The sequence below is a fragment of the Acidovorax sp. GW823-FHT05D11 genome, assembly GCF_058795695.1.
In genome coordinates this window covers 4,545,553-4,563,699 of record NZ_CM179502.1, presented here as the reverse complement: position 1 = coordinate 4,563,699, position 18,147 = coordinate 4,545,553, and the positions used below count along the sequence as shown (strand labels likewise).

16 protein-coding genes and 1 pseudogene are annotated in these 18,147 nt (G+C 68.9%); 5 read left to right on the top strand and 12 right to left on the bottom strand.

Features of this window, described 5'->3' with window-relative positions; all coding sequences use genetic code 11:
* Positions 1–3: 3 nt before the first annotated feature.
* Positions 4–1,236 (bottom strand): type II secretion system inner membrane protein GspF, encoded by a 1,233-nt coding sequence (gene gspF, locus AC3RCE_RS20985; protein WP_492253853.1) that lies wholly within the window; start codon positions 1,234–1,236, stop codon positions 4–6.
* A 233-nt stretch (positions 1,237–1,469) separates the two neighbouring features.
* Here gspF and AC3RCE_RS20980 point away from each other — a divergent pair, with 233 nt between their 5' ends.
* On the top strand, positions 1,470–2,219 hold the full coding sequence (locus AC3RCE_RS20980; protein WP_218339708.1) for an SDR family NAD(P)-dependent oxidoreductase: 750 nt from the start codon (positions 1,470–1,472) through the stop codon (positions 2,217–2,219).
* A 30-nt stretch (positions 2,220–2,249) separates the two neighbouring features.
* Here AC3RCE_RS20980 and AC3RCE_RS20975 read toward each other — a convergent pair whose 3' ends face one another.
* Positions 2,250–3,284, bottom strand: coding sequence for an LLM class flavin-dependent oxidoreductase (locus tag AC3RCE_RS20975; RefSeq protein WP_218296092.1), 1,035 nt, complete (start codon positions 3,282–3,284; stop codon positions 2,250–2,252).
* Between the two features lie 199 nt (positions 3,285–3,483).
* Between AC3RCE_RS20975 and AC3RCE_RS20970 the strand changes: the two genes are divergently transcribed.
* Both AC3RCE_RS20970 and AC3RCE_RS20965 read left to right on the top strand, forming a co-directional pair.
* Positions 3,484–3,969, top strand: coding sequence for a CZB domain-containing protein (locus tag AC3RCE_RS20970; protein WP_218339706.1), 486 nt, complete (start codon positions 3,484–3,486; stop codon positions 3,967–3,969).
* Between the two features lie 341 nt (positions 3,970–4,310).
* Positions 4,311–5,063: a M48 family metallopeptidase gene (locus tag AC3RCE_RS20965; protein WP_218296090.1), complete on the top strand. Its 753-nt coding sequence runs from the start codon at positions 4,311–4,313 to the stop codon at positions 5,061–5,063.
* A gap of 139 nt (positions 5,064–5,202) precedes the next feature.
* Here AC3RCE_RS20965 and ruvC read toward each other — a convergent pair whose 3' ends face one another.
* From ruvC to AC3RCE_RS20945, 4 genes and pseudogenes are all read right to left on the bottom strand, one after another.
* A complete protein-coding gene (gene ruvC / locus AC3RCE_RS20960; RefSeq protein ID WP_218339705.1) occupies positions 5,203–5,751 on the bottom strand; it encodes a crossover junction endodeoxyribonuclease RuvC in 549 nt (182 codons plus the stop codon).
* 61 nt (positions 5,752–5,812) lie between these two features.
* On the bottom strand, positions 5,813–6,805 hold the full coding sequence (locus AC3RCE_RS20955; RefSeq protein WP_218296088.1) for a phosphatidate cytidylyltransferase: 993 nt from the start codon (positions 6,803–6,805) through the stop codon (positions 5,813–5,815).
* Between the two features lie 61 nt (positions 6,806–6,866).
* A pseudogene (locus AC3RCE_RS20950) lies at positions 6,867–7,626 on the bottom strand (lysophospholipid acyltransferase family protein).
* A gap of 80 nt (positions 7,627–7,706) precedes the next feature.
* On the bottom strand, positions 7,707–8,618 hold the full coding sequence (locus AC3RCE_RS20945) for an AraC family transcriptional regulator (RefSeq protein WP_492253852.1): 912 nt from the start codon (positions 8,616–8,618) through the stop codon (positions 7,707–7,709).
* 25 nt (positions 8,619–8,643) lie between these two features.
* Between AC3RCE_RS20945 and AC3RCE_RS20940 the strand changes: the two genes are divergently transcribed.
* The gene (locus tag AC3RCE_RS20940; protein ID WP_492253851.1) at positions 8,644–10,128 is read left to right on the top strand and encodes a cytochrome P450; all 1,485 of its coding nucleotides are present in this window, start codon (positions 8,644–8,646) and stop codon (positions 10,126–10,128) included.
* A gap of 67 nt (positions 10,129–10,195) precedes the next feature.
* Here the strand turns inward: AC3RCE_RS20940 and mtgA are convergent, their stop codons facing one another.
* The 5 genes from mtgA to AC3RCE_RS20915 form a co-directional block, all read right to left on the bottom strand.
* On the bottom strand, positions 10,196–10,930 hold the full coding sequence (gene mtgA, locus AC3RCE_RS20935; protein ID WP_492253850.1) for a monofunctional biosynthetic peptidoglycan transglycosylase: 735 nt from the start codon (positions 10,928–10,930) through the stop codon (positions 10,196–10,198).
* Positions 10,931–10,959: 29 nt separating this feature from the next.
* Positions 10,960–11,808, bottom strand: coding sequence for a shikimate dehydrogenase (gene aroE / locus AC3RCE_RS20930; RefSeq protein WP_492253849.1), 849 nt, complete (start codon positions 11,806–11,808; stop codon positions 10,960–10,962).
* A 120-nt stretch (positions 11,809–11,928) separates the two neighbouring features.
* Positions 11,929–12,789 (bottom strand): TonB family protein, encoded by an 861-nt coding sequence (locus tag AC3RCE_RS20925; protein WP_218296082.1) that lies wholly within the window; start codon positions 12,787–12,789, stop codon positions 11,929–11,931.
* A gap of 79 nt (positions 12,790–12,868) precedes the next feature.
* Positions 12,869–14,944 carry a ribonuclease catalytic domain-containing protein gene (locus tag AC3RCE_RS20920; protein ID WP_492253848.1) on the bottom strand — a complete coding sequence of 692 codons (2,076 nt, stop codon included), beginning with the start codon at positions 14,942–14,944 and terminating at the stop codon, positions 12,869–12,871.
* A gap of 36 nt (positions 14,945–14,980) precedes the next feature.
* A complete protein-coding gene (locus AC3RCE_RS20915; RefSeq protein WP_492244571.1) occupies positions 14,981–15,742 on the bottom strand; it encodes a metallophosphoesterase in 762 nt (253 codons plus the stop codon).
* Between the two features lie 168 nt (positions 15,743–15,910).
* On the opposite strand from AC3RCE_RS20915, the gene AC3RCE_RS20910 reads away from it, so the two are divergent.
* Positions 15,911–17,488 (top strand): Wzy polymerase domain-containing protein, encoded by a 1,578-nt coding sequence (locus AC3RCE_RS20910; protein WP_492253847.1) that lies wholly within the window; start codon positions 15,911–15,913, stop codon positions 17,486–17,488.
* A 27-nt stretch (positions 17,489–17,515) separates the two neighbouring features.
* On the opposite strand, the gene AC3RCE_RS20905 is transcribed toward AC3RCE_RS20910, so the two are convergent.
* The gene (locus AC3RCE_RS20905) at positions 17,516–18,100 is read right to left on the bottom strand and encodes a YqiA/YcfP family alpha/beta fold hydrolase (RefSeq protein ID WP_218339699.1); all 585 of its coding nucleotides are present in this window, start codon (positions 18,098–18,100) and stop codon (positions 17,516–17,518) included.
* Positions 18,101–18,147: the final 47 nt, after the last annotated feature.

Genomic DNA, 18,147 nt, shown 5'->3' with positions numbered 1-18,147 from the left:
AAGTCACTTCACAAACTGATTCAGCTGGATGATGGGCAGCAACACGGCCAGCACGATCAGCATCACGATCATGCCCATGCCGACGATGAGCAAAGGCTCCAGGATGGTGGCCAGCGCCATCGCGCGGCGCTGCACCTCGGTGGAAAGCTGCCGTGCGGCGCGCTGCAGCATCACCGGCAACTGCCCGGTCTGCTCGCCCAGGCGCGCGAACATCGACAGCAGGCCGGGAAAACGCTTTTTCTGCGCCAGCGCCGAGGCCAGGGGCGCGCCTTCGCGCACCAGCACCAGCGCGTCCAGCGCGTCGGCGCGCAGCGCGCGGTTGTTCAGGGTTTCGGCGGCGGCCTGCAGGGCTTTCAGGATGGGCACGCCCGCGCCCGCCAGCATGGCCAGCGTGCCGGCAAAACGCGCCGCGTTGTAGCCGCGCGCCAGCTTGCCCACGAGGGGCAGGTTGAGCCAGGCGGCATCGAATTTTTCACGGATATGCCCAATGGTCAGTGCCCAGCGTGCGCCAAAAACCATCAAGACAAAAGCAATCAGCACCATCAAGCCATAGCTGCGCACAAAAGCGCTGATACCCAGCATGGCCACCGTGAGGAACGGCAGCGCCCGCTTGGTGCCCGCGAACACGCTGGCCACCTGGGGCACCACGTAGCCGACGAGGAAGAGCACGATCACGATGGCCACGATGGTCACGATGGCCGGGTACAGCGCAGCGCCCACCAGCTTGGCCTTGATCGCCTGGCGCTCTTCCAGGTCGTCGGCCAGGCGCTCCAGCACCAGGCCCAGGTTGCCGCTGTGTTCGCCCGCGCCGATCACGGCGCAGTAGATGTCCGAGAACTCGCGCGGGTGCTGCGACAGCGCGCGGGCGAACGTGGCGCCGGCATTCACCTCGGCGCGCAGCGCGGCCACCAGGTGGCGCTGGCGCTCGTCGTCGGCCTCTTCCGACAAGGCGGTGAGGGCGCGTTCGAGCGGCAGCCCGGACGACACCAGCCCGGCGATCTGGCGCGTCCAGATGGCCAGCGCGGTGGCACCGAACACCGGCCGGGTGAACAGCCGCTGGCCGAGGCTGGCGGCGCTCCCGTCCAGCGACTGTCCGGTCTGCACCAGTTCCACGGCCAGCGGCACCAGGGCCTGGGTCCGCAGCAGGCTGCGCGCCGCCTTGGCGGTGTCGGCCTCCATGAGGCCCTTGCGGGTCTGGCCCTGGGCGTCCAGGGCTTCAAAGGAAAAAGCGGGCATGCGGGCGTGGGTGGTAAGGCGTGGGCGTCAGGAAATCACACAACGGTGGGTGGAGGCAGAAATGCCCTGCAGTCCGAGATGGTAGCCGCTACCCGAGGCCACTTGCCGCGCCGTGGGTCCCGCTGTCGGAGGCGTGATCCAGGTCAAGGCGCCGGCACCCCGGGCGCGCAGAATGAAAAAAACGGACCTGTGGCATCGGGTTGCAGGTGTTCTGAATGAACCAGGAGTCTTTCATGCTGAAGAACAAGGTGGCGTTGGTCACGGGGGCATCGTCGGGCATCGGGCGTGCCATTGCGCTCGTGTGGGCGCGCGAAGGCGCCAAGGTCGTGGTGTCGGATGTGAACGTGCCAGCGGGCGAGGAAACGGCTGCGCTGGTGCGTGCGGCGGGCGGCGACGCCATTTTTGTGGCCGCCGACGTAGGCAAGCCCGCAGACTGCGAAACTCTGGTCAACCGCACGGTTGCCCACTATGGCCGTCTGGACGTTGCCTGCAACAACGCTGGCATCGGCGGCCCGCAGGCACCCACGGCCGACTATCCGCTGGAGGGCTGGGCGCAGGTCATCAACATCAACCTGTCGGGCGTGTTCTACGGCATGAAGTACCAGATCGCGGCCATGCTCAAGAATGGCGGTGGCGCCATCATCAACATGGCGTCCATCCTGGGCTCCGTGGGGTTTGCCACGGCGCCGGCCTATACGGCCGCCAAACACGGTGTGGTGGGGTTGACCAAGGCGGCAGCCATTGAGTACGGTGCCCATGGCGTGCGCATCAATGCCGTGGGGCCCGCCTTTATCCACACGCCGATGATCAGCGGTCTGGAGCAGGACGCAGGCGTCAATGCCATGCTGGTGGGCGCGCACCCCATCGGCCGCCTGGGGCAGCCCGAAGAGGTGGCCGAGCTGGTGGCTTGGCTGGCATCCGCCAAGGCGTCATTTGTGACCGGGGCGTATTACCCGGTGGATGGCGGATATCTGGCGCGGTGAAGCCTGGGCGACAGGGGGGTGTGTGGTGATTCAGGCTGGCAGAGGCAGGCCTGTGGCCCGAAGAGTGCCGTGGGCCTGCGCCGCGATGTCCAGCGAGCGCAGCCGCAGCGCCGGGTCGTACACGTCGCTCACCAGCATGAGCTCATCGGCGCCCGTGGCCTCGCTCAGTTGCTCCAGGCCTGCTCGCACGGTGTCCGGCCCGCCGATGACGGCGGCGGCCAGAAAGTCTCCGATGGCCGCACGTTCCTGCGGCTGCAGGCGCGCGGCGTAGTTTTCGATGGGTGGCAGCAGGCGGCGGCGGTCGCCCGTCAGGATGCCCAGCACCCGCTGGTAGGTGCTGCTGGCCAGGAACTCCGCTTCCTCGTCCGTGGGCGCTGCAATCAGGGGCACCCCGATCGCCACATAGGGCTTGGGCCAGGCGGCGGACGGGCGGTACAGGTTGCGGTACAGGTCGATGGCCTGGTGCAGCAGGCGCGGCGCGAAGTGCGAGGCAAAGGCATAGGGCAGGCCGCGCTCCGCCGCCAGTTGCGCCGAGAACAGGCTGGAGCCCAGCAGCCAGATGGGCACATTGGTGCCTGCGCCGGGCATCGCGATCAGGCGCTGGTTGGGTTCTGCCGGTGCCAGCAGGCGCTGCAGCTCGGCCACGTCCTGCGGAAAGTCGTCGGCCGTCTCCACCCGGCTGCGGCGCAATGCGCGCATGGTGGTGGGGTCGGTGCCCGGCGCGCGGCCCAGGCCCAGGTCGATGCGGCCGGGGTACAGCTCGGCCAGGGTGCCGAAGGCCTCGGCCACCACCAGCGGCGCGTGGTTGGGCAGCATGACGCCGCCCGAGCCCACGCGGATGCGCGAGGTGCCCCCCGCGATGTGCCCCACCAGCACGGCGGTGGCCGAGCTGGCGATGCCCGCCATGTTGTGGTGCTCCGCCAGCCAGTAGCGGGCAAAGCCCAGTTTTTCGGCGTGCTGCGCGGTGCGCAGGGCAATCTGCAGCGCGTCGGCGACGGTGCCGCCTTCGCGGACGGCGACCAGGTCGAGCATGGACAGGGCGGGGCGGGTGGCGGTGGAAGTCATGGGTGCATTGTCCGGCGGCCACCACATTCGTGCAGGCCGGGTGCCAGAGCTGGCAGCGGCTGAAGGGTTGCCCTGGGCCGCGTGCGCGGAGAGGCGATTTTTTGGTAGCCAAAAATGCGCCGCACCCACAAAATGTTTCAAGGCATTTCTGCCGGGACGATTTCCGGTTTCGCGCACGAGGCCTTTACTGGGACCAAGCATGGGTTTTTTCAGCCGCCTGTTCAAGATCCGGGAGCAAGACCCTGCCAGCCCCGACACCACCTGGGCCATGGAAGACAACGGCAGCGAGCTGGTGCTGGACGCCGAATACGCCTCCATGCTGATGACCGAGATCGACATCGACGCGGCCATCGCCAGCCACGAGCGCTGGCGCCTGCAGCTGCAGGACATGATCAATGGCCGCTCGCAGGAGGTCATGCGGCCCGACCGCATCTGCCAGGACGACCGCTGCGACCTGGGCCGCTGGCTCTACGGCACGGGGCGCGTGCGGTTGGGGCACTTTCCGGCGTTCGACATGCTGGTGGCGCGGCACAAATACTTCCACCAGCAGGCGGCCGATGTCGTGACCCTGTTCCAGGCGGGGGAGCAGCAAAAGGCCGTGCAGCTGCTCAACGGAAGCTGCCGCCACGCATCCAACCAGGTGCTGCTGCTGCTCAAGGAGCTCAAGCGGGGCCTGGGGCGCTGAATCCCGGGGGCAGCCGCATGACTGGGCGCGGCACAGCGGCTGACCAATACCGTCGAATGCTATGTTTTGTGCAGCGTGATGTGATTGACCAGTAAGCGCCTGGAGCGTTTTTTTCACATTCCCGGCTGTTCTGGCACGGCAATGGCTGCGGCCATCAGCGCCGCCGCGCCCGCCGCCAGCATCGGCACACAGTTCTTACATCTGCAGACATCGCCAGGGGCCGGAAACGGCACTGGCGTGGCTATCCTTCGGCGCGCGCCCACCACTGCTTGCGGTTGGTTGCGCAAAAAAACAATCAGACCAAGATCAATCAACTGACTGACGTCAGAGAGGGAACCCCGATGGACCGCCGTAAATTGTTGACGCTTGTGACCCTGGCTTCCGGCGTGAGCGCCGTATCGCCCGTGTGGGCGCAGTTCGACCTGGGCAAGATGCTGGACGCGGGCAAGGACCTGGCCAAGTCCGAAAGCCTGTCGGACGAGGAACTCAAGAGCACGTTCGACCAGATGTCCGCCGAGATGGACCGCCAGAACAAGGTGGCCCCGGCAGGCAACCCCTACGCGACCCGCCTCACCAAACTCACCTCGGGCCTGGGCACGCACGACGGCCTCAAGATGAATTTCAAGGTCTACCTCACGCCCGAGATCAACGCCTTTGCCATGGCCAACGGCACGATCCGCGTGTATTCGGGCCTCATGGACAAGTTCACCGACGACGAGGTGCGCTACGTGATCGGCCACGAGATCGGCCACGTCAAGGCCGGCCACACCAAGGCCCGCATCCAGACCGCCCTGCGCACCAGCGCGCTGCGCAACGCCGTGGCGTCGAGCAACGGCAAGGCCGGTGCCATCGCCAGCTCGCAGCTGGGTGACCTGTTCGAGAAGGTGGTACGCGCCCAGCACTCGCAAGGCAACGAGCGCGAGGCCGATGACTACGCCATGGGCTTCATGAAGGCCAAGCGCTACCAGCCCGCGGCCTGCGTGACGGCCCTGGAAAAGCTCGCCGCCATGTCGGGCGGGGATTCCACCAGCTTCCTGTCCACGCACCCCTCGCCCAAGGAGCGTGCCGACCGGCTCAAGACGCAGGTGGCCTGACCCTGTCATTGCCGCAGAAACCCTGGTGGGGCTATACCGCGCCTTCGGGCGCGGTATTTTTTTGCCTGTGGCACGCCGGCATTCCGGCGGGTGGCCGGGCGAAGCCGCAGCGGGGCGCCGTCTTGCGGGCGCCCGGGGGTCAGTAGCTGCGCCCGCCCTTGTACATCGCATGCTGGCGCCGGTTGAGCGTGGCCGCTTCCCCCAGCCGCCCCATGGCCGCACCGGCATGCGCGTGGGTGATGGCCATGCCCAGGCCGTCGGCCGCATCGGTGCCCGGCAGGCCGGGCAGGCACAGCAGGCGGCGCACCATCTCCTGCACCTGGCTCTTGGCCGCGCGGCCATGGCCGACCACGGCCTTCTTCATCTGCAGCGCGGTGTATTCGGCCACGGGCAGGTTGCTGGCCACCAGGGCCGTGATGCAGGCGCCGCGCGCCTGGCCCAGCAGCAGGGTGGACTGCGGATTGACGTTGACGAACACGATCTCGACCGAGGCCACATCGGGCTCGTAGCGCGCGGCCACTTCGGTGATGCCGTCGAACAGGATCTTCAGGCGCCCGGGCAGGTCACCCAGCGCCAGCGTGGTGGTGCGGATGGTGCCGCTGGCCACGTAGCTGAGCTGGTGGCCGTCCATGTCCACCACGCCGAAGCCGGTGGTCTGCAGGCCGGGGTCGATGCCGAGAATGCGCATTTGCTATTTATTTGATAGCTACCAGCGCTTGTTGGTAAAGTGCTGGCGGCCGATTTTATTGTCAGAGGCCGAAGTACCAGCGCACCGAATGGAAGAACACCGGCGCCGCGAAGCACAGGGCGTCCACCCGGTCGAGCAGGCCGCCCGCGCCGGTGACGGACATGCCCTGCATGCCCCAGCTCGTGATGCCACGGTCGCGCTTGAGCGCCTTCATCACCAGGTGCCCCAGGCTGCCCGCCACGCAGGCCAGCAGCGCCATGCCCAGCGCCTGCCCGGGCTTGAAGGGCGTGATGAAGGTGAGCAGCGTGCCCACCAGCCCGCCCACGCCCACGCCCGCCAGCCAGCTCGCCCACTGGAAGCTCTGGCTGACCTGCGGCGCCACGGGCTTGTGCGGAAAGCGCCGGCCCAGGAGATGCTGCACCACCATGCAGGTCTGCACCACGAAGACGAGGAAGAACACCAGGAAAGCGCCCTTGTCGCGGTAGCCCGGAAAGTCGAGCAGCAGCAGCGCGGGCACATGGCTCATGCCGTACACGCAGACCATGATGCCCCACTGCAGCTTGGCGTTGCGCTCCAGGAAGCGCTGCGGGTCGTTGGCCAGCGCGCTCACCACGGGCAGGGCCAGGAACACGTAGACGGGGATGAACACCGTGAACAGGTCGAAGTGCTTGCTGCCCACGATCCAGAACTGCAGCGGCAGCACCACGAAGAAGGCCAGCACCAGGCTGCGGTGGTCGCCCCGGCGCGTGGGCGAGAGCGTGATGAACTCGCGCAGCGCGAAAAAACCCACGATCGCGAAGAGCACGGTGGCCACGGTGTCGCCCAGCACCCAGCCCACCCAGAACACGGTGGCCATCATCCACGAGGTCTTGAGCAGGCCCCAGAAGCGCTTGGCCTCCAGCGCGCGCGCCTCGGATTCGGGATCGTCGCCCGCGTGCTCGCGCAGGTTGCGCACGAAGGCCCAGACGGTGACGATGGACAGGATGCCGAACACGACCAGGAACAGGGCCCCGATCTGCTGGGTGGCGGTGAGGTTGCGCAGGAAGTTGTTCATGTCCGTGCCGCCCCCGGGGGCGCGGCGATAGGCGAGGGCAGGGGCTTGGGGATCGTCATGGTCAGACTTCCCGCAGCGCGATCACGGCGCGGCGTGCGCGGTCCAGGAACGGACGGCGTTCTTCACCCGCTTCGAGCTGGACGGGTGCGCCAAAGGTCACGGAACACAGGATGGGCACGGGCACCACTTCGCCCTTGGGCATCACGCGCTGCACGTTGTTGATCCAGGCGGGCACCAGCACCACCTGCGGGAACATCTGCGCCAGCTTGAACAGGCCCGACTTGAACGGCTGCGGTTCGTCGCCATGGCCGCGCGTGCCCTCGGGGAAGATCACGATGGAGTCGCCGCTCTCCAGCGCGCGCACCAGCGGCGCCAGCGGGTCCGACTCGGGCAGCGCGGCGCGCAGCGCCTCGGGGCTGGGCGGGCGGGGCGGGGCTTCGGGCGAGGGTCGGGGCCGCCGGCCATGGCGGTGTCGGCATCGGCCGGGGCCGCGGGCGCGCCCCGGGCTCCGCCGCCACGGCCGCGGTCGGCCGCGCGGGCGTGGCCTGCCGGTCCACATAGACGGCGTTGAACACGGCCGTGGTGATCCATTGCCGCAAGGGCGTCTTGGTCCAGTAGTCCTTGGCCGCGATGGGGCGGGTGATGCTGCGCAGCTCCTCGGGCAGCGCGGCCCAGATCAGCACCATGTCGGCATGGCTCTGGTGGTTGGCGAAGTAGATACGCTGTTCGGCCTTGGGCGGGCAGCCATACCAGCGGGCCTGGGAGCCGGTGAGAAACCGCACGATCCCCAGCAGAAAAAGACTCATCAACTTGGCAAGCATGGCGGGGATGATACGTGGCGTGCGCCCTGCGGCGTGCGCCGCCGTGGCGGACTGCGGGCGGGCGGCCACCCCCGCTGCACCTACACCCAGATGCGGTACGCCCAAAACGCTTCGTCGCCGTAGATGCCGTCATACAGTGCCTGCGGTGCGTAGCCGGTGACGCGCCGGGTGACGCGGCACAGGTGCGACTGGTCCGAGAAACCTGCGCCCGCCGCCACATCGGCCCATTTCACCGTGCCGTGGACAGCCTCGGCCGCGATGGTGTCGAAGAACGCCTGCTCGGCCTTGCCGAAGCCGCGCAGCTCGCGCAGCGGCAGCCCTGCCCAGCGCTTGATGCGGCGCTCCAGCTGGCGCAGGCTGCGGCCTGGGGCCGACACGGCGGCGCGTTGCGCGAGGTGCATGGCCCAGTCGCCATAGCGCTGCGCCTGCAGCGCTTGCGCGGGGCGGCAGGCTTGCCAGCGGGGCTCCAGAAATGCTTCCAGGCACGCCATGCGGGCCGCGTCGTCGGTCTGGTGCTGCACGGCTTCGCACATCGCGATCCAGTCGGACGGCAGCACGGTTTGCGCGTCCACCATGCGGTCGGTCAGCGTCTCGGGCTCCAGACCGATGAGCTGGTGCAGCGCATCGGGCATGAACATCACCATCATGGCGTGGGTGGGATGGGCGCAATAGCTGGTGCTGGGCCGAGTGTGCGGGCCCGTCAGCACCCAGCGACCGGGGTAGGCCTCGCGCGGGCTGTGCAGGCCGGGCATGGTGTCGGGGCGCTCGGGCACCAGGCATTCGCTGCGACCCTCAAACCACCAGCTCAGGCTGCACAGGGGCGTGGCCGGAAAGCGGTTGATGCGTTGCTCGTCACGGAGCGCGTAGCCCAGCGTGCTGCGTACCATGGCACCGCGCAGGCAGGCCGACAGGCTGGCGCGCGGCAGCCACAGCTGGCCCGAGGGGATCAGCCCCTGTGGATGCCGTGCGGAAGGTGGGACCAGGGTTGCCATGGGGCGCGAGTGTAGGCCAGGGGCGATGTCGAATTCGTTCAATACCCGGCTGCTGCTGCATTGCACCATGCACGGCATGAACACCACGACCACCACTCCCGCCGCGACCGCTCCGATACCCCCCGCCACCGCCCAGGCCGCACGGCCTGGCGGCCCTGCCCGCCGCTGGTGGGGGCTGCCCCTGCTGCGCGACATGCGCGCCGACTACCTGGGCTTTGTCGTGCGGCTGCAGCGCCGCCATGGCGACCTCACCCGCATGCGCCTGGTTCATGAGGATGCATGGGACCTCATGTCGCCCGAGCTGGTGCGCGAGGCGCTGGTCACCCATGCCGACCCGCTGATCCGCTGGGAGCGCGGCATTGCCGTGTTCGAGCAGGTGTTCGGCCAGAGCGTGCTGGTCACCGAGGGCGACACCTGGCAGCGCCAGCGCCGCATGCTGATGCCCGCGTTCAGCCCCAGGCGCGTGGCGGGCTACGCGCAACTGATGACCGATGCCGCCCGCAGCGCGCTCGATGCCGCCGTGCCCGCCGGCCAGGCCGAGGCGCTGGTGCCCATGGACACATTGTGGACCGGCGTGGCGATGGACGTGATCCTGCGCACGCTGTTCAGCGAGTCGGCAAAGGCCGATGCGCGCGACGCCGCCTGGGCCACGCAGACGCTGTCGGAGACGGCGTTCCGCGAAATGTTCATGCCCTTCACGCTGCCCGACTGGCTGCCCCTGCCCGGCAAGTCCGCCAAGCGGCGCGCGCTCAAGGCGCTCCGGGGGCTGGTGCAGCGCCACATCGATGCGCGCAGGGGGGAAGAGGGCGGCCCGGCGGGCGCTCCGCCGCGCACCGACCTGCTGCACATGCTCCTGGCGCTGCGCGACGAATCCACGGGCGAGCCGCTGTCGCCGCAGGAGGTCTTCGACCAGTGCATGGTCAGCTTCCAGGCCGGGCACGAAACCAGCGCCACCACGCTGCTGTGGTGGAGCCGCCTGATGACCGAACACCCCGAGGCCGCGCAGCGCGCGCAGGCCGAGGTGGACAGCGTGCTGCCCCCGGGCCAGACGCCCGGCCCCGAGCATCTGGCCCGGCTGCCCTTTCTGGCCGCCACGCTCAAGGAGGCGCTGCGCCTGTACCCGCCGATTGCCGCGCTGATGACCCGGCGCACCACCGCGCCCATCACGCTGGGGGGCGTGGCCGTGCCCCAGGGCGCGATGCTGCGCATCACGCCTTGGGTGCTGCACCGGGATGAACGCTGGTTTGCCCAGGCCGACCGGTTCGTGCCCGAGCGTTTTCTGGACGATGCCCCGGCCATCCCCAAGGGTGCATGGATACCGTTCGGCGTGGGCCCCCGCGTGTGCATTGGCCAGCACTTCGCGATGCTGGAGATGACGCTGCTCGCGGCCATGCTGCTGCAGCGCTATCAGCTGCGGTTGCCTGGTGGGGCGCCCGCGTGCGCGCCAAGGCTGCACGTGACCTTGCGGCCTGACGGGCCGGTGATGGTGCGGCTGGCGCGGCGGTGCTAGGCGCGCCGCCCGGGCGGGTGCAGGGCCAGGTGCCCCCAGGCCCTGCGGTGGCGCAGGGCCCGTCCCGTCACGGCAGCTCCGCGCTGCCCATGCGCGCCAGAATCGTCCGCGACCGGCCCGCCAGATACGCGGACCCGGGTGTTTTCTCGAATCGCTTGGGGGCCGGGAGCATCACCGCCAGGCGCGCGGCCTCGCCGGCGGTGAGTTTGCTGGCGCTCTTGCGAAAGTAGTGCTGCGCGGCCGCCTCGGCGCCGAACACGCCTTCGCCCCACTCCACGCTGTTGAGGTAGATCTCCAGGATGCGCTGCTTGGAGAGCAGTTGCTCCAGCAGCAGCGTCAGCACGAACTCCTGGCCCTTGCGCAGCAGCGTGCGCTCGCCCGAGAGCAGCAGGTTCTTGGCCAGTTGCTGCGTGATGGTCGAGCCGCCCCGGATCTTCGGGGCGCGCACGGGGCGGTCGGGGGCGCGGGCCTGCGCCTTGCTGGCCTGGGCCTCGGCCTTGGCGTTGCGCTCCCAGGCCTTCTCGATGGCCGCCCAGTCCACGCCGTCGTGGCTCACGAAGCCATCGTCTTCCGACGCGATCACGGCGCGCTTGAGCGAGTCCGAGATGCTGGCGTAGGGCACCCATTGCTGGCGCCAGCGCACCTGGCCCGTGCTGGACAGCTGCGCCCAGGCCTCGGAGCGCTGGAAGCTGGTGGATTCCGGGTCGATGGCCACCATGGCCGCGATGCGGACCACGAAGAACAGCTGCAGCGCCACGAAGGCGAGCACCACCAGTCCCAGCCAGCGCAGCACGGCTTTCATCGCAGCGTGTCCTTGTTCCGTGGGTTCAGTCAGAGGGCGGATTGGAGTTCGGCCAGCACCTGCGCCGAGGGCGGGCGCACCCCGCGCCACAGCAGGAACGCTTCGGCGGCCTGCTCCACCAGCATGCCCAGGCCGTCGCGCGGCACGGCGCCGTGGCGCCGGGCCCAGTCCAGAAAACCCTGCGCTGCGGGGCCATACATCATGTCGTAGGCCAGGCAGCCCGGGCGCAGCACGTGGGCGGGCACCGGCACCTCGGCACCGGCAAGGCTGCTGGCCGTGGCGTTGATGATGACATCAAAATTGGCATCTAGCGCTTGTGGGGTAATCGCTAGCAGCTCTGATTTTTGTAGCAATGCGAGCGCGCTGTGCGATTGCACCAGGGCCTGTGCCTTGGCCAGCGTGCGGTTGGCCACGGTGATGTGGCGCGCACCGGCCCGCAGCAGCGGACCCAGCACGCCCGCAGCGGCGCCACCGGCGCCCACCAGCAGCACATCGCGCCCCGCCAGGGAAATGCCCGCGTTGCGCGTGATGTCGGCCACCAGGCCCAGGCCGTCGGTGTTGTCGGCATAGATGCCGCCGTCGGCGCGGAAGGTCAGGGTGTTGGCCGCACCGGCCAGTTGCACGCGTTCGCTGCATTCGGTGGCGAGACCGGGCGCCTCGGTCTTGAAAGGCACGGTGACATTGCAGCCGCGCCCGCCCTGGGCTGCGAAGTCGCGCACGCCCTGCGCAAAACCATCCATGGGCACCAGGCGGCGCTCGTAGGCGATGTGCTCGCCCGTCAGTTCGGCGAAGCGGGCGTGGATGGCGGGCGAGCGGCTGTGCGCCACCGGGTTGCCCATCACGCAGTACAGGTCGGGGGCGAGAGGCGAAGGTGTCATGGGAACAACAAGGGCTGCATGCAGGGAGCGGGGTCAGGCCGGGGCTGCCGCGGAACGGGCTTTGCCAGGCGGCTGGCGGCGTCGTCCTGGGGGGAAGGCGCCGCAGGCGACTCAGGGGGGTTACCGAACACTGGTTTCCAGGGTTTGGTCCCGCGTGAACTTGAAGCGCGCCACCATGGCGATCTGGTCGGCCTTCTTGCGCATGTCGGTGCCAAAGGCGCCAAAGGGCCCTGCGGCGCGGGCAATGGCCTCGGCGCGCCGGTCGAGTGTGGTGTTGCCCGAGCCTTGCACCACCTCGGTCTCCAGCACGCGGCCGTCGTGGTTGACGGTGACGATCATCGTGAGTTCGCCGTACAGCTTGCGCCCGCCCTGTTCGGGGAAGTTCTCGGTGCCCTTGTCTTCCACCTTGCGGCGCAGCGTGTCGTAATAGGCGGCGTAGGCTTCCTCGCGCGTGGCGGGGCTGATGTAGCGCTTCTTGGGGCGCGAGTTTTCTTCGTTGATGCGCTTTTCGATCTCGGCCAGCAGCTTGACGAGCTGGCGCCGCTTTTCCTGCTCGTTGGCCTGCTCGGCGCTCTGGCTGGGCTTGCGCGGGTCGGGCTCGGGCAGGGTGGCCAGCTGCTTGCGCAGCTGGGCCAGCAGCTGCGCCTGCTGCTCCTGCATCGCATCCATCTTGCGCTGAGCTTCCTCGAAATCGTCGCCAATGGCCGTGAGCGCCGAATACGGCAGGGGGCTGGTGGCGCGGCCCTTGTCGGCATCGCCGCCGCCCGCCAGGTTGGTCTGGGCGATGGCCTGGGCCTTGTCGGGGCGCTCGTTGGACTTGGCGTTGACCAGGATGACTTCGAGCGGCGTGTCCTGGAACACGCGGTTGAAGCCTTCGGGGTCGATGAAGCGCACCGAGATCAGCGCGGCGTGCACGGCGATGGACACGCCCAGCGCCAGCTGCAGCGTGCTGAAGGTGCGAAGGAAGGCGGGCAGTTTCATTTCAGGGATGCCCCCGGATCCAACGCGGCCCCCTCGGGGGGCCGCGGCCAGACGGGGCCGGGGAGCGTGGGGGCCATGTTCACGGGGTGGGATTATCAGCGGTGGCGGGTTCGGCCTCGTTCACATCCACGGCGATGGCGATGGGCCCCGCCACGGTGTCGTCTTCTTCCTCGGCGTCCTCCACCGGGCCGTCGTCGCTGCTATCGGCCGGGTCGTCCAGGCGCTCGATCACGGTGCCGTGGATGTCCAGGGTGATCTCGTCCACCTCGCCCAGCTTCACCAGGAGGCGCGCGCCGCGCGGCAGGTTCTGCGCGCCCAGCACCGGGAAGACCAGCGGAATGTCGTCCGCCCGCACCAAAAAGCTGCCGCTCGGGCCTTCCTTGAAGACGGTGGCGTTCAGCTCGGTGATGCCGTGCTGCTCCACATACTTGAGCGTCCAGAAGCGTTCCATGCCGGCCTGGTAGCCGTTGTAGGCGCTGTAGGCGCCGTCGAAGCTGCTGATGATGGAGAACAGGTCGGCGTCCTTGGGCTTGAAGGGCGCGGCCAGCGCGGCGGTCTTGCCGTGGCGGGCGCAGGCAATGATCTGCCACTGGTTGACCAGGTCGGTGTAGCGGCGCAGGGGCGATGTGGCCCATGAATACGCCTTCACGCCGATGCCCGCATGCGGCAGCGCCTTGGTGCCCATGCGCACCTTCACGCCCGGCGCCATGCTGGCCTGGCTGCGGTAGATGCCGGGCACGCCCAGCTCGGCCATCCAGCTGCCCCAGGTGCTGTTGGCCACGATCATGGCCTCGGCCACGATGAGGTCTAGCGGCGCGCCGCGCTGGCGCACGCTGATCTGCACTTGTTCATCACCCGTGGGCTCGGCGCCGTTGTTGCCGACCAGGCGGAAGTTGTAGTCCGGCCGGTTGAAGTTCTCGGGCTTGCCGCGCACGACTTCGCGGCGGGCCTTGAGGCTCTTGGCCAGGCGGTGCAAAAATGATAGCTGGGGACGCAGGTCGGACAAGCGCTGCGGGCCGTTTGGATGCTCGAACGCCGGGTTGGACAGCCATTCTTCGGTCACCACCGCATCGAGCTGGTCGTGGCGCAGGTTGGCCACCACGTGCACGCGCTCGAGCTTTGTCTCGGAGCTCTTGAACTCCAGCGTGGCCTCGTCGATGGTCACGTACAGCGACACGGCCGGGTTGGCGCGGCCCTCGTCCAGCGTGTAGGTCTGCACCACGTCGTCGGGCAGCATGGTGATCTTGTAGCCCGGCATGTACACCGTGGACAGGCGCGCGCGGCCGAGCTGGTCGATGGCGCTGCCCGGCTGGATCGCCAGGCCGGGCGCCGCGATGTGGATGCCCAGCACCACGGTGCCCGTACCCAGGCCCTGCACCGACAGCGCATCGTCGATTTCGGTGGTCTGCGAATCGTCGATGGAATACGCCTGCGCGGGCGACAGCGGCAGCTCGTCCGCAATGGCGGGCGCCGTGACGGCCGGAAAGCCCGTGCCCTTGGGGAAGTTCTCGAACAAGAAGCGCTTCCAGTGGAACTGGTAGGCCGAGTCGATGGCGCCGGCCTTTTGCAGCAGGTCGAGCGGCGCGGTGTGCGTGGCGCGGCTGGCGTCCACCACGGCCTTGTATTCGGGCGCGTTCTTGTCCGGCTTGAACAGAATCTTGTAAAGCTGGTCGCGGATGGGCTGGGGGCACTCACCGCGCCCGAGCGCTGCGGCCCATTCGTCGATCTGCGCGAGGACGGCCTTTTTCTTCTCGATGGCGGCCAGCGCCTGCTGCAGGATCTCGGCCGATGCCTTCTTGAAGCGGCCCTTGCCCGCGCGGCGGAAGTAGTGGGGCGCGTCGTACAGGCGGAACAGGGCGCCGGCCTGCTGGACCAGGGTGGCGTTCTCGGAGAAGTAGTCGCGCGCCAGGTCGGCAAAGCCGAATTCGTCTTCGGGCGCGAACTCCCAGGCCAGGTCCAGCTCGATGGTCTCGGCCACGGCCTGGGCCTGGGCGACCAGCTCGGCGGGAGCAGGTTTCTCGAATTTCAGGAGGAGGTTGGCGGCCTTGACCTTGACCCGTTTGCCCGAGTCGAGCTCGACCTGGGCGGAGGTGTCGGCTTCGGACAGGATACGGCCGGCCATGAACTTGCCGGCTTCTTCAAACAATGCATGCATGGCCGGCATTCTCCCATGGGCGCCGGGCGCCGATTGTCAGATCTCCAGGACCAGTCCGGGAGCGAACGCCTTGTTTTCCACCACGCCCTGGGGCGCGTAGCCCCGTGGATTGGCGACGACGCGCGTGGCGCCGATGGTGTAGTCGAAGCTGTCGTGCACGTGGCCGTGCAGCCACAGGCGGGGTTGCCAGCGCAGGATGCGCTCCTCCAGGTCGGAGACGAAGCAGGCATTGAGCGGCGAGCCGGCGAACTGGCTGGCAATGCTGCCGCGCGCCGGCGCGAAGTGCGTGACGACCACGCTGGGACCGTCAAACGGCTCGGCAAAACGCTCTTCCAGCCAGGCGACGGACTGGTCGAAGAGCATCTGCGACACCGCGGGGGTGAACGGCTGGGGAAATTCGGGCGCCACGCGGATGCGGGTGAAGTCGCGCACCAGCTCCACGGCCTTGGCCAGGGTCTCGTCGCGTTGCTGCGCCGAGTCAAAAAGCCGGTAGTCCGACCACAGCGTGCACCCCAGGAAACGCACGCCGCCGTGGCGCCACTCGCCACGTTCGAGCACCCGCACGCCGCTGCCCTCGGCATGCGCGCGCAGCTGCGCCATGGTGGTCACGAGGTCCGAGCCGTAGAACTCGTGGTTGCCCGCCACGAAGACCGTGGGCAGTCCCAGCTGCCGTGCCCACGCCATGGCCTGCGCGGGCCGCTGCAGGTCTCCGGCCAGCACCACCACGTCGGCGTCGGGCACGGCAAGGGCCAGGGGCTGCACGGACAGGTGCAGGTCGGAAAGCAGGGCGATTCTCATGGGGTGTGCGAGGAAGTTGCCTGGTGGAGATGTTACCGGCGGCCCGGGAGCTCCCGCCAGGCGGGAGGACGGCAGGGCAGGTGCGGGCAGGCGGCGGCGCGCGGGGTCCGGGGTGCGAAACCAGCCCCTATGATCCAGGGTCCTTCATGATGGCACGGTTCTATCGACATGCTTTTTGATGCCATTGCCGCACCGCTGGCGTTGCTCGCAGTGGTCTTGCCGTTCCTCTTCGCCTTCACCGACTCTCCGATCTCCAATTTCTGGCCCGTGCTGGTGTCGTGGGTGTGCGTGGCCGTGCTCCTGCTGCTGGGGGCCTGGTCGGTGCACGCGGAGGCACCCCGGCGCGGAGGGCGCGCCTGGTGGGGAATGCTGCTGGCGGGCGGGCTGGGCGCGGCCGCGGTCGTGGCCAGCGCCATCGGACTTGTCCAGTACGTGGCGGGCGATGTGGGCCTGGGCCCCTGGATCCACGCCTCCGTGCCCGGGCAGGCCGTGGGCAATCTGCGCCAGCGCAACCAGCAGGCGACCTTGCTCAGCCTGGGCACATGGGCCTGGCTGTGGTGGGCGCTGCATGCCCGGCCGTCCCACGCAGGGGAACGCGGCGGGGAAGCGCCGGGCCCGGGGCGGTGGCCGCCATCCACCGCGCTCGCGAACGTGCTTGCCGTGGCAGCGCTGGCGGGGATCGCCGTGGGCGAGGCCGCCACGGCGTCGCGGACAGTCGCCGTGCAGTGGCTGCTCATCCTGGGGCTGCTGGTGCTGTGGCGGGGGCCCGGCAGGGGCAGCGCGCTGCGCATGGGCGCGGTCGGGCTTTCGATTTTTCTCGCGGCCGCATGGCTGCTGCCCGAACTGCTCTGGCAGTTCCAGGGCGTCCGTGCAGATGCGCTGTTCCATCGCTTCACCGATGGCGCGCACGCGTGCACCAGCCGCCGGGTGCTGTGGTCCAACATGTTCACCCTGATCGCGCAAAAGCCCTGGCTGGGCTGGGGCTGGGGGGAGCTGGACTATGCGCACTACATCACGCTGTTCCCCGGCGAGCGCTTTTGCGTGCTGCTGGACAACGCGCACAACCTGCCCCTGCACCTGGCCGTGGAGCTGGGCCTGCCGGCGGCCCTGGCGCTGTGCGGGGCGTTCGTGGCCTGGTGCGTGCACGCCCGGCCGTGGCGCGAGACCGATCCCGCGCGCCAGCTGGCCTGGGGTGCCCTGGCGATCATCGGGCTGCACAGCATGCTGGAGTACCCGCTGTGGTACGGGCCTTTTCAGCTGGTGGCCCTGCTGTCGGTGGCGCTGCTGGCCTGGCCGCGGCGGGCGGCGGGCGGCCCCGCGCCGGGGGCGGGGCTTGCGGGGCTGGTGGTGGCCGTGGCGGTCCTCGCCGTGTGCGGCGTTGCCGCCTGGGACTACCACCGCGTGAGCCAGTTCTACAAGCCCAGCGCGCAAAGGGCCCCGGCGTACCGGGATGACCTCCCTGGCCGGGTGTCCTCTTCCGTGATGTTTGCGAGCCAGCTGGACTTCGCGCGCCTCACCACGATGGCGCTCTCGCGGGACAACGCGCAGCAGATGAATGCCCTGGCCCACGAGCTGCTCCATTACTCTCCCGAGCCCCGCGTCATCGAGGCACTGATCGAAAGCGCCGTGATGCTGGGCAAGGACGATGAAGCCGCGTTCCACATGAAGCGCTACCGCATCGCCTACCCGGACGACCATGCCCGCTGGATGGGGGCGGGTGGTGCCGGGGCGTCCCGCGCCCGCTGAGCACAGGCGCCCGCGTGGCGCTGGTGGTCAGGCCAGGCGCAGGAACTGCGCCACCTGGGGCAGGTGGTCGCTGAAATTGGCGAGGGCGTGTTCGCCCCCCTCCTGCACGATCCGCCGCGCATGCGGGTAGCGCGCCGCCATTTCCCGCCAGTCCAGCACTTCGTCGCCCTTGGCGATGATGGCCATCTCCGGGGCGGCGGGGGGCTGGTCCGAAGTGTCCAGCGCCCGCAGCTCGCCGATGTACTCCGGCTGGAAGTAGAACCGCTGTGCCGGGTCGTGCCAGGAGGTCTGCTCGCCGATGTGGCGCTCCAGGTCGCGCGCCGGGTGGACGGCGGGGTTGAGCATCACGCTGGGGCAGCCCTTGTGGTGCGCCACCCAGCTGGCATAGAAACCGCCGAGCGACGAGCCGACCACCGCCATGGCCGCGCCGGGCCAGTGGGCGATGCCCTGCGCCACCAGCGCCATCGCCGCCCGGGGCGACGGCGGCAGCTGGGGGCACCAGAAGGTGACGCCCGGATGGTGCAGCGCCACGTACGCCGCCATCTGCCGGGCCTTGGCGGACTGGGGAGAGGAGCGAAAGCCGTGCAGGTACAGGAGGTGGGTGGTGGTCATGGAGGGGGAAAACGACAAGGCAGGGGAATCACTGCTGCAAAGGGCGG

Excerpts from the sequence above, each read along its gene's own strand:
- aroE (WP_492253849.1), bottom strand. The coding sequence starts at position 11,808 with ATGACACCTTCGCCTCTCGCCCCCGACCTGTACTGCGTGATGGGCAAC.
- AC3RCE_RS20970 (WP_218339706.1), top strand. The coding sequence starts at position 3,484 with ATGGGTTTTTTCAGCCGCCTGTTCAAGATCCGGGAGCAAGACCCTGCC.
- AC3RCE_RS20965 (WP_218296090.1), top strand. The coding sequence starts at position 4,311 with ATGGACCGCCGTAAATTGTTGACGCTTGTGACCCTGGCTTCCGGCGTG.
- AC3RCE_RS20915 (WP_492244571.1), bottom strand. The coding sequence starts at position 15,742 with ATGAGAATCGCCCTGCTTTCCGACCTGCACCTGTCCGTGCAGCCCCTG.
- AC3RCE_RS20920 (WP_492253848.1), bottom strand. The coding sequence starts at position 14,944 with ATGCATGCATTGTTTGAAGAAGCCGGCAAGTTCATGGCCGGCCGTATC.
- AC3RCE_RS20925 (WP_218296082.1), bottom strand. The coding sequence starts at position 12,789 with ATGAAACTGCCCGCCTTCCTTCGCACCTTCAGCACGCTGCAGCTGGCG.
- AC3RCE_RS20975 (WP_218296092.1), bottom strand. The coding sequence starts at position 3,284 with ATGACTTCCACCGCCACCCGCCCCGCCCTGTCCATGCTCGACCTGGTC.
- AC3RCE_RS20980 (WP_218339708.1), top strand. The coding sequence starts at position 1,470 with ATGCTGAAGAACAAGGTGGCGTTGGTCACGGGGGCATCGTCGGGCATC.
- AC3RCE_RS20910 (WP_492253847.1), top strand. The coding sequence starts at position 15,911 with ATGCTTTTTGATGCCATTGCCGCACCGCTGGCGTTGCTCGCAGTGGTC.
- AC3RCE_RS20940 (WP_492253851.1), top strand. The coding sequence starts at position 8,644 with ATGTCGAATTCGTTCAATACCCGGCTGCTGCTGCATTGCACCATGCAC.
- AC3RCE_RS20955 (WP_218296088.1), bottom strand. The coding sequence starts at position 6,805 with ATGAACAACTTCCTGCGCAACCTCACCGCCACCCAGCAGATCGGGGCC.
- gspF (WP_492253853.1), bottom strand. The coding sequence starts at position 1,236 with ATGCCCGCTTTTTCCTTTGAAGCCCTGGACGCCCAGGGCCAGACCCGC.
- mtgA (WP_492253850.1), bottom strand. The coding sequence starts at position 10,930 with ATGAAAGCCGTGCTGCGCTGGCTGGGACTGGTGGTGCTCGCCTTCGTG.
- AC3RCE_RS20905 (WP_218339699.1), bottom strand. The coding sequence starts at position 18,100 with ATGACCACCACCCACCTCCTGTACCTGCACGGCTTTCGCTCCTCTCCC.
- AC3RCE_RS20945 (WP_492253852.1), bottom strand. The coding sequence starts at position 8,618 with ATGGCAACCCTGGTCCCACCTTCCGCACGGCATCCACAGGGGCTGATC.
- ruvC (WP_218339705.1), bottom strand. The coding sequence starts at position 5,751 with ATGCGCATTCTCGGCATCGACCCCGGCCTGCAGACCACCGGCTTCGGC.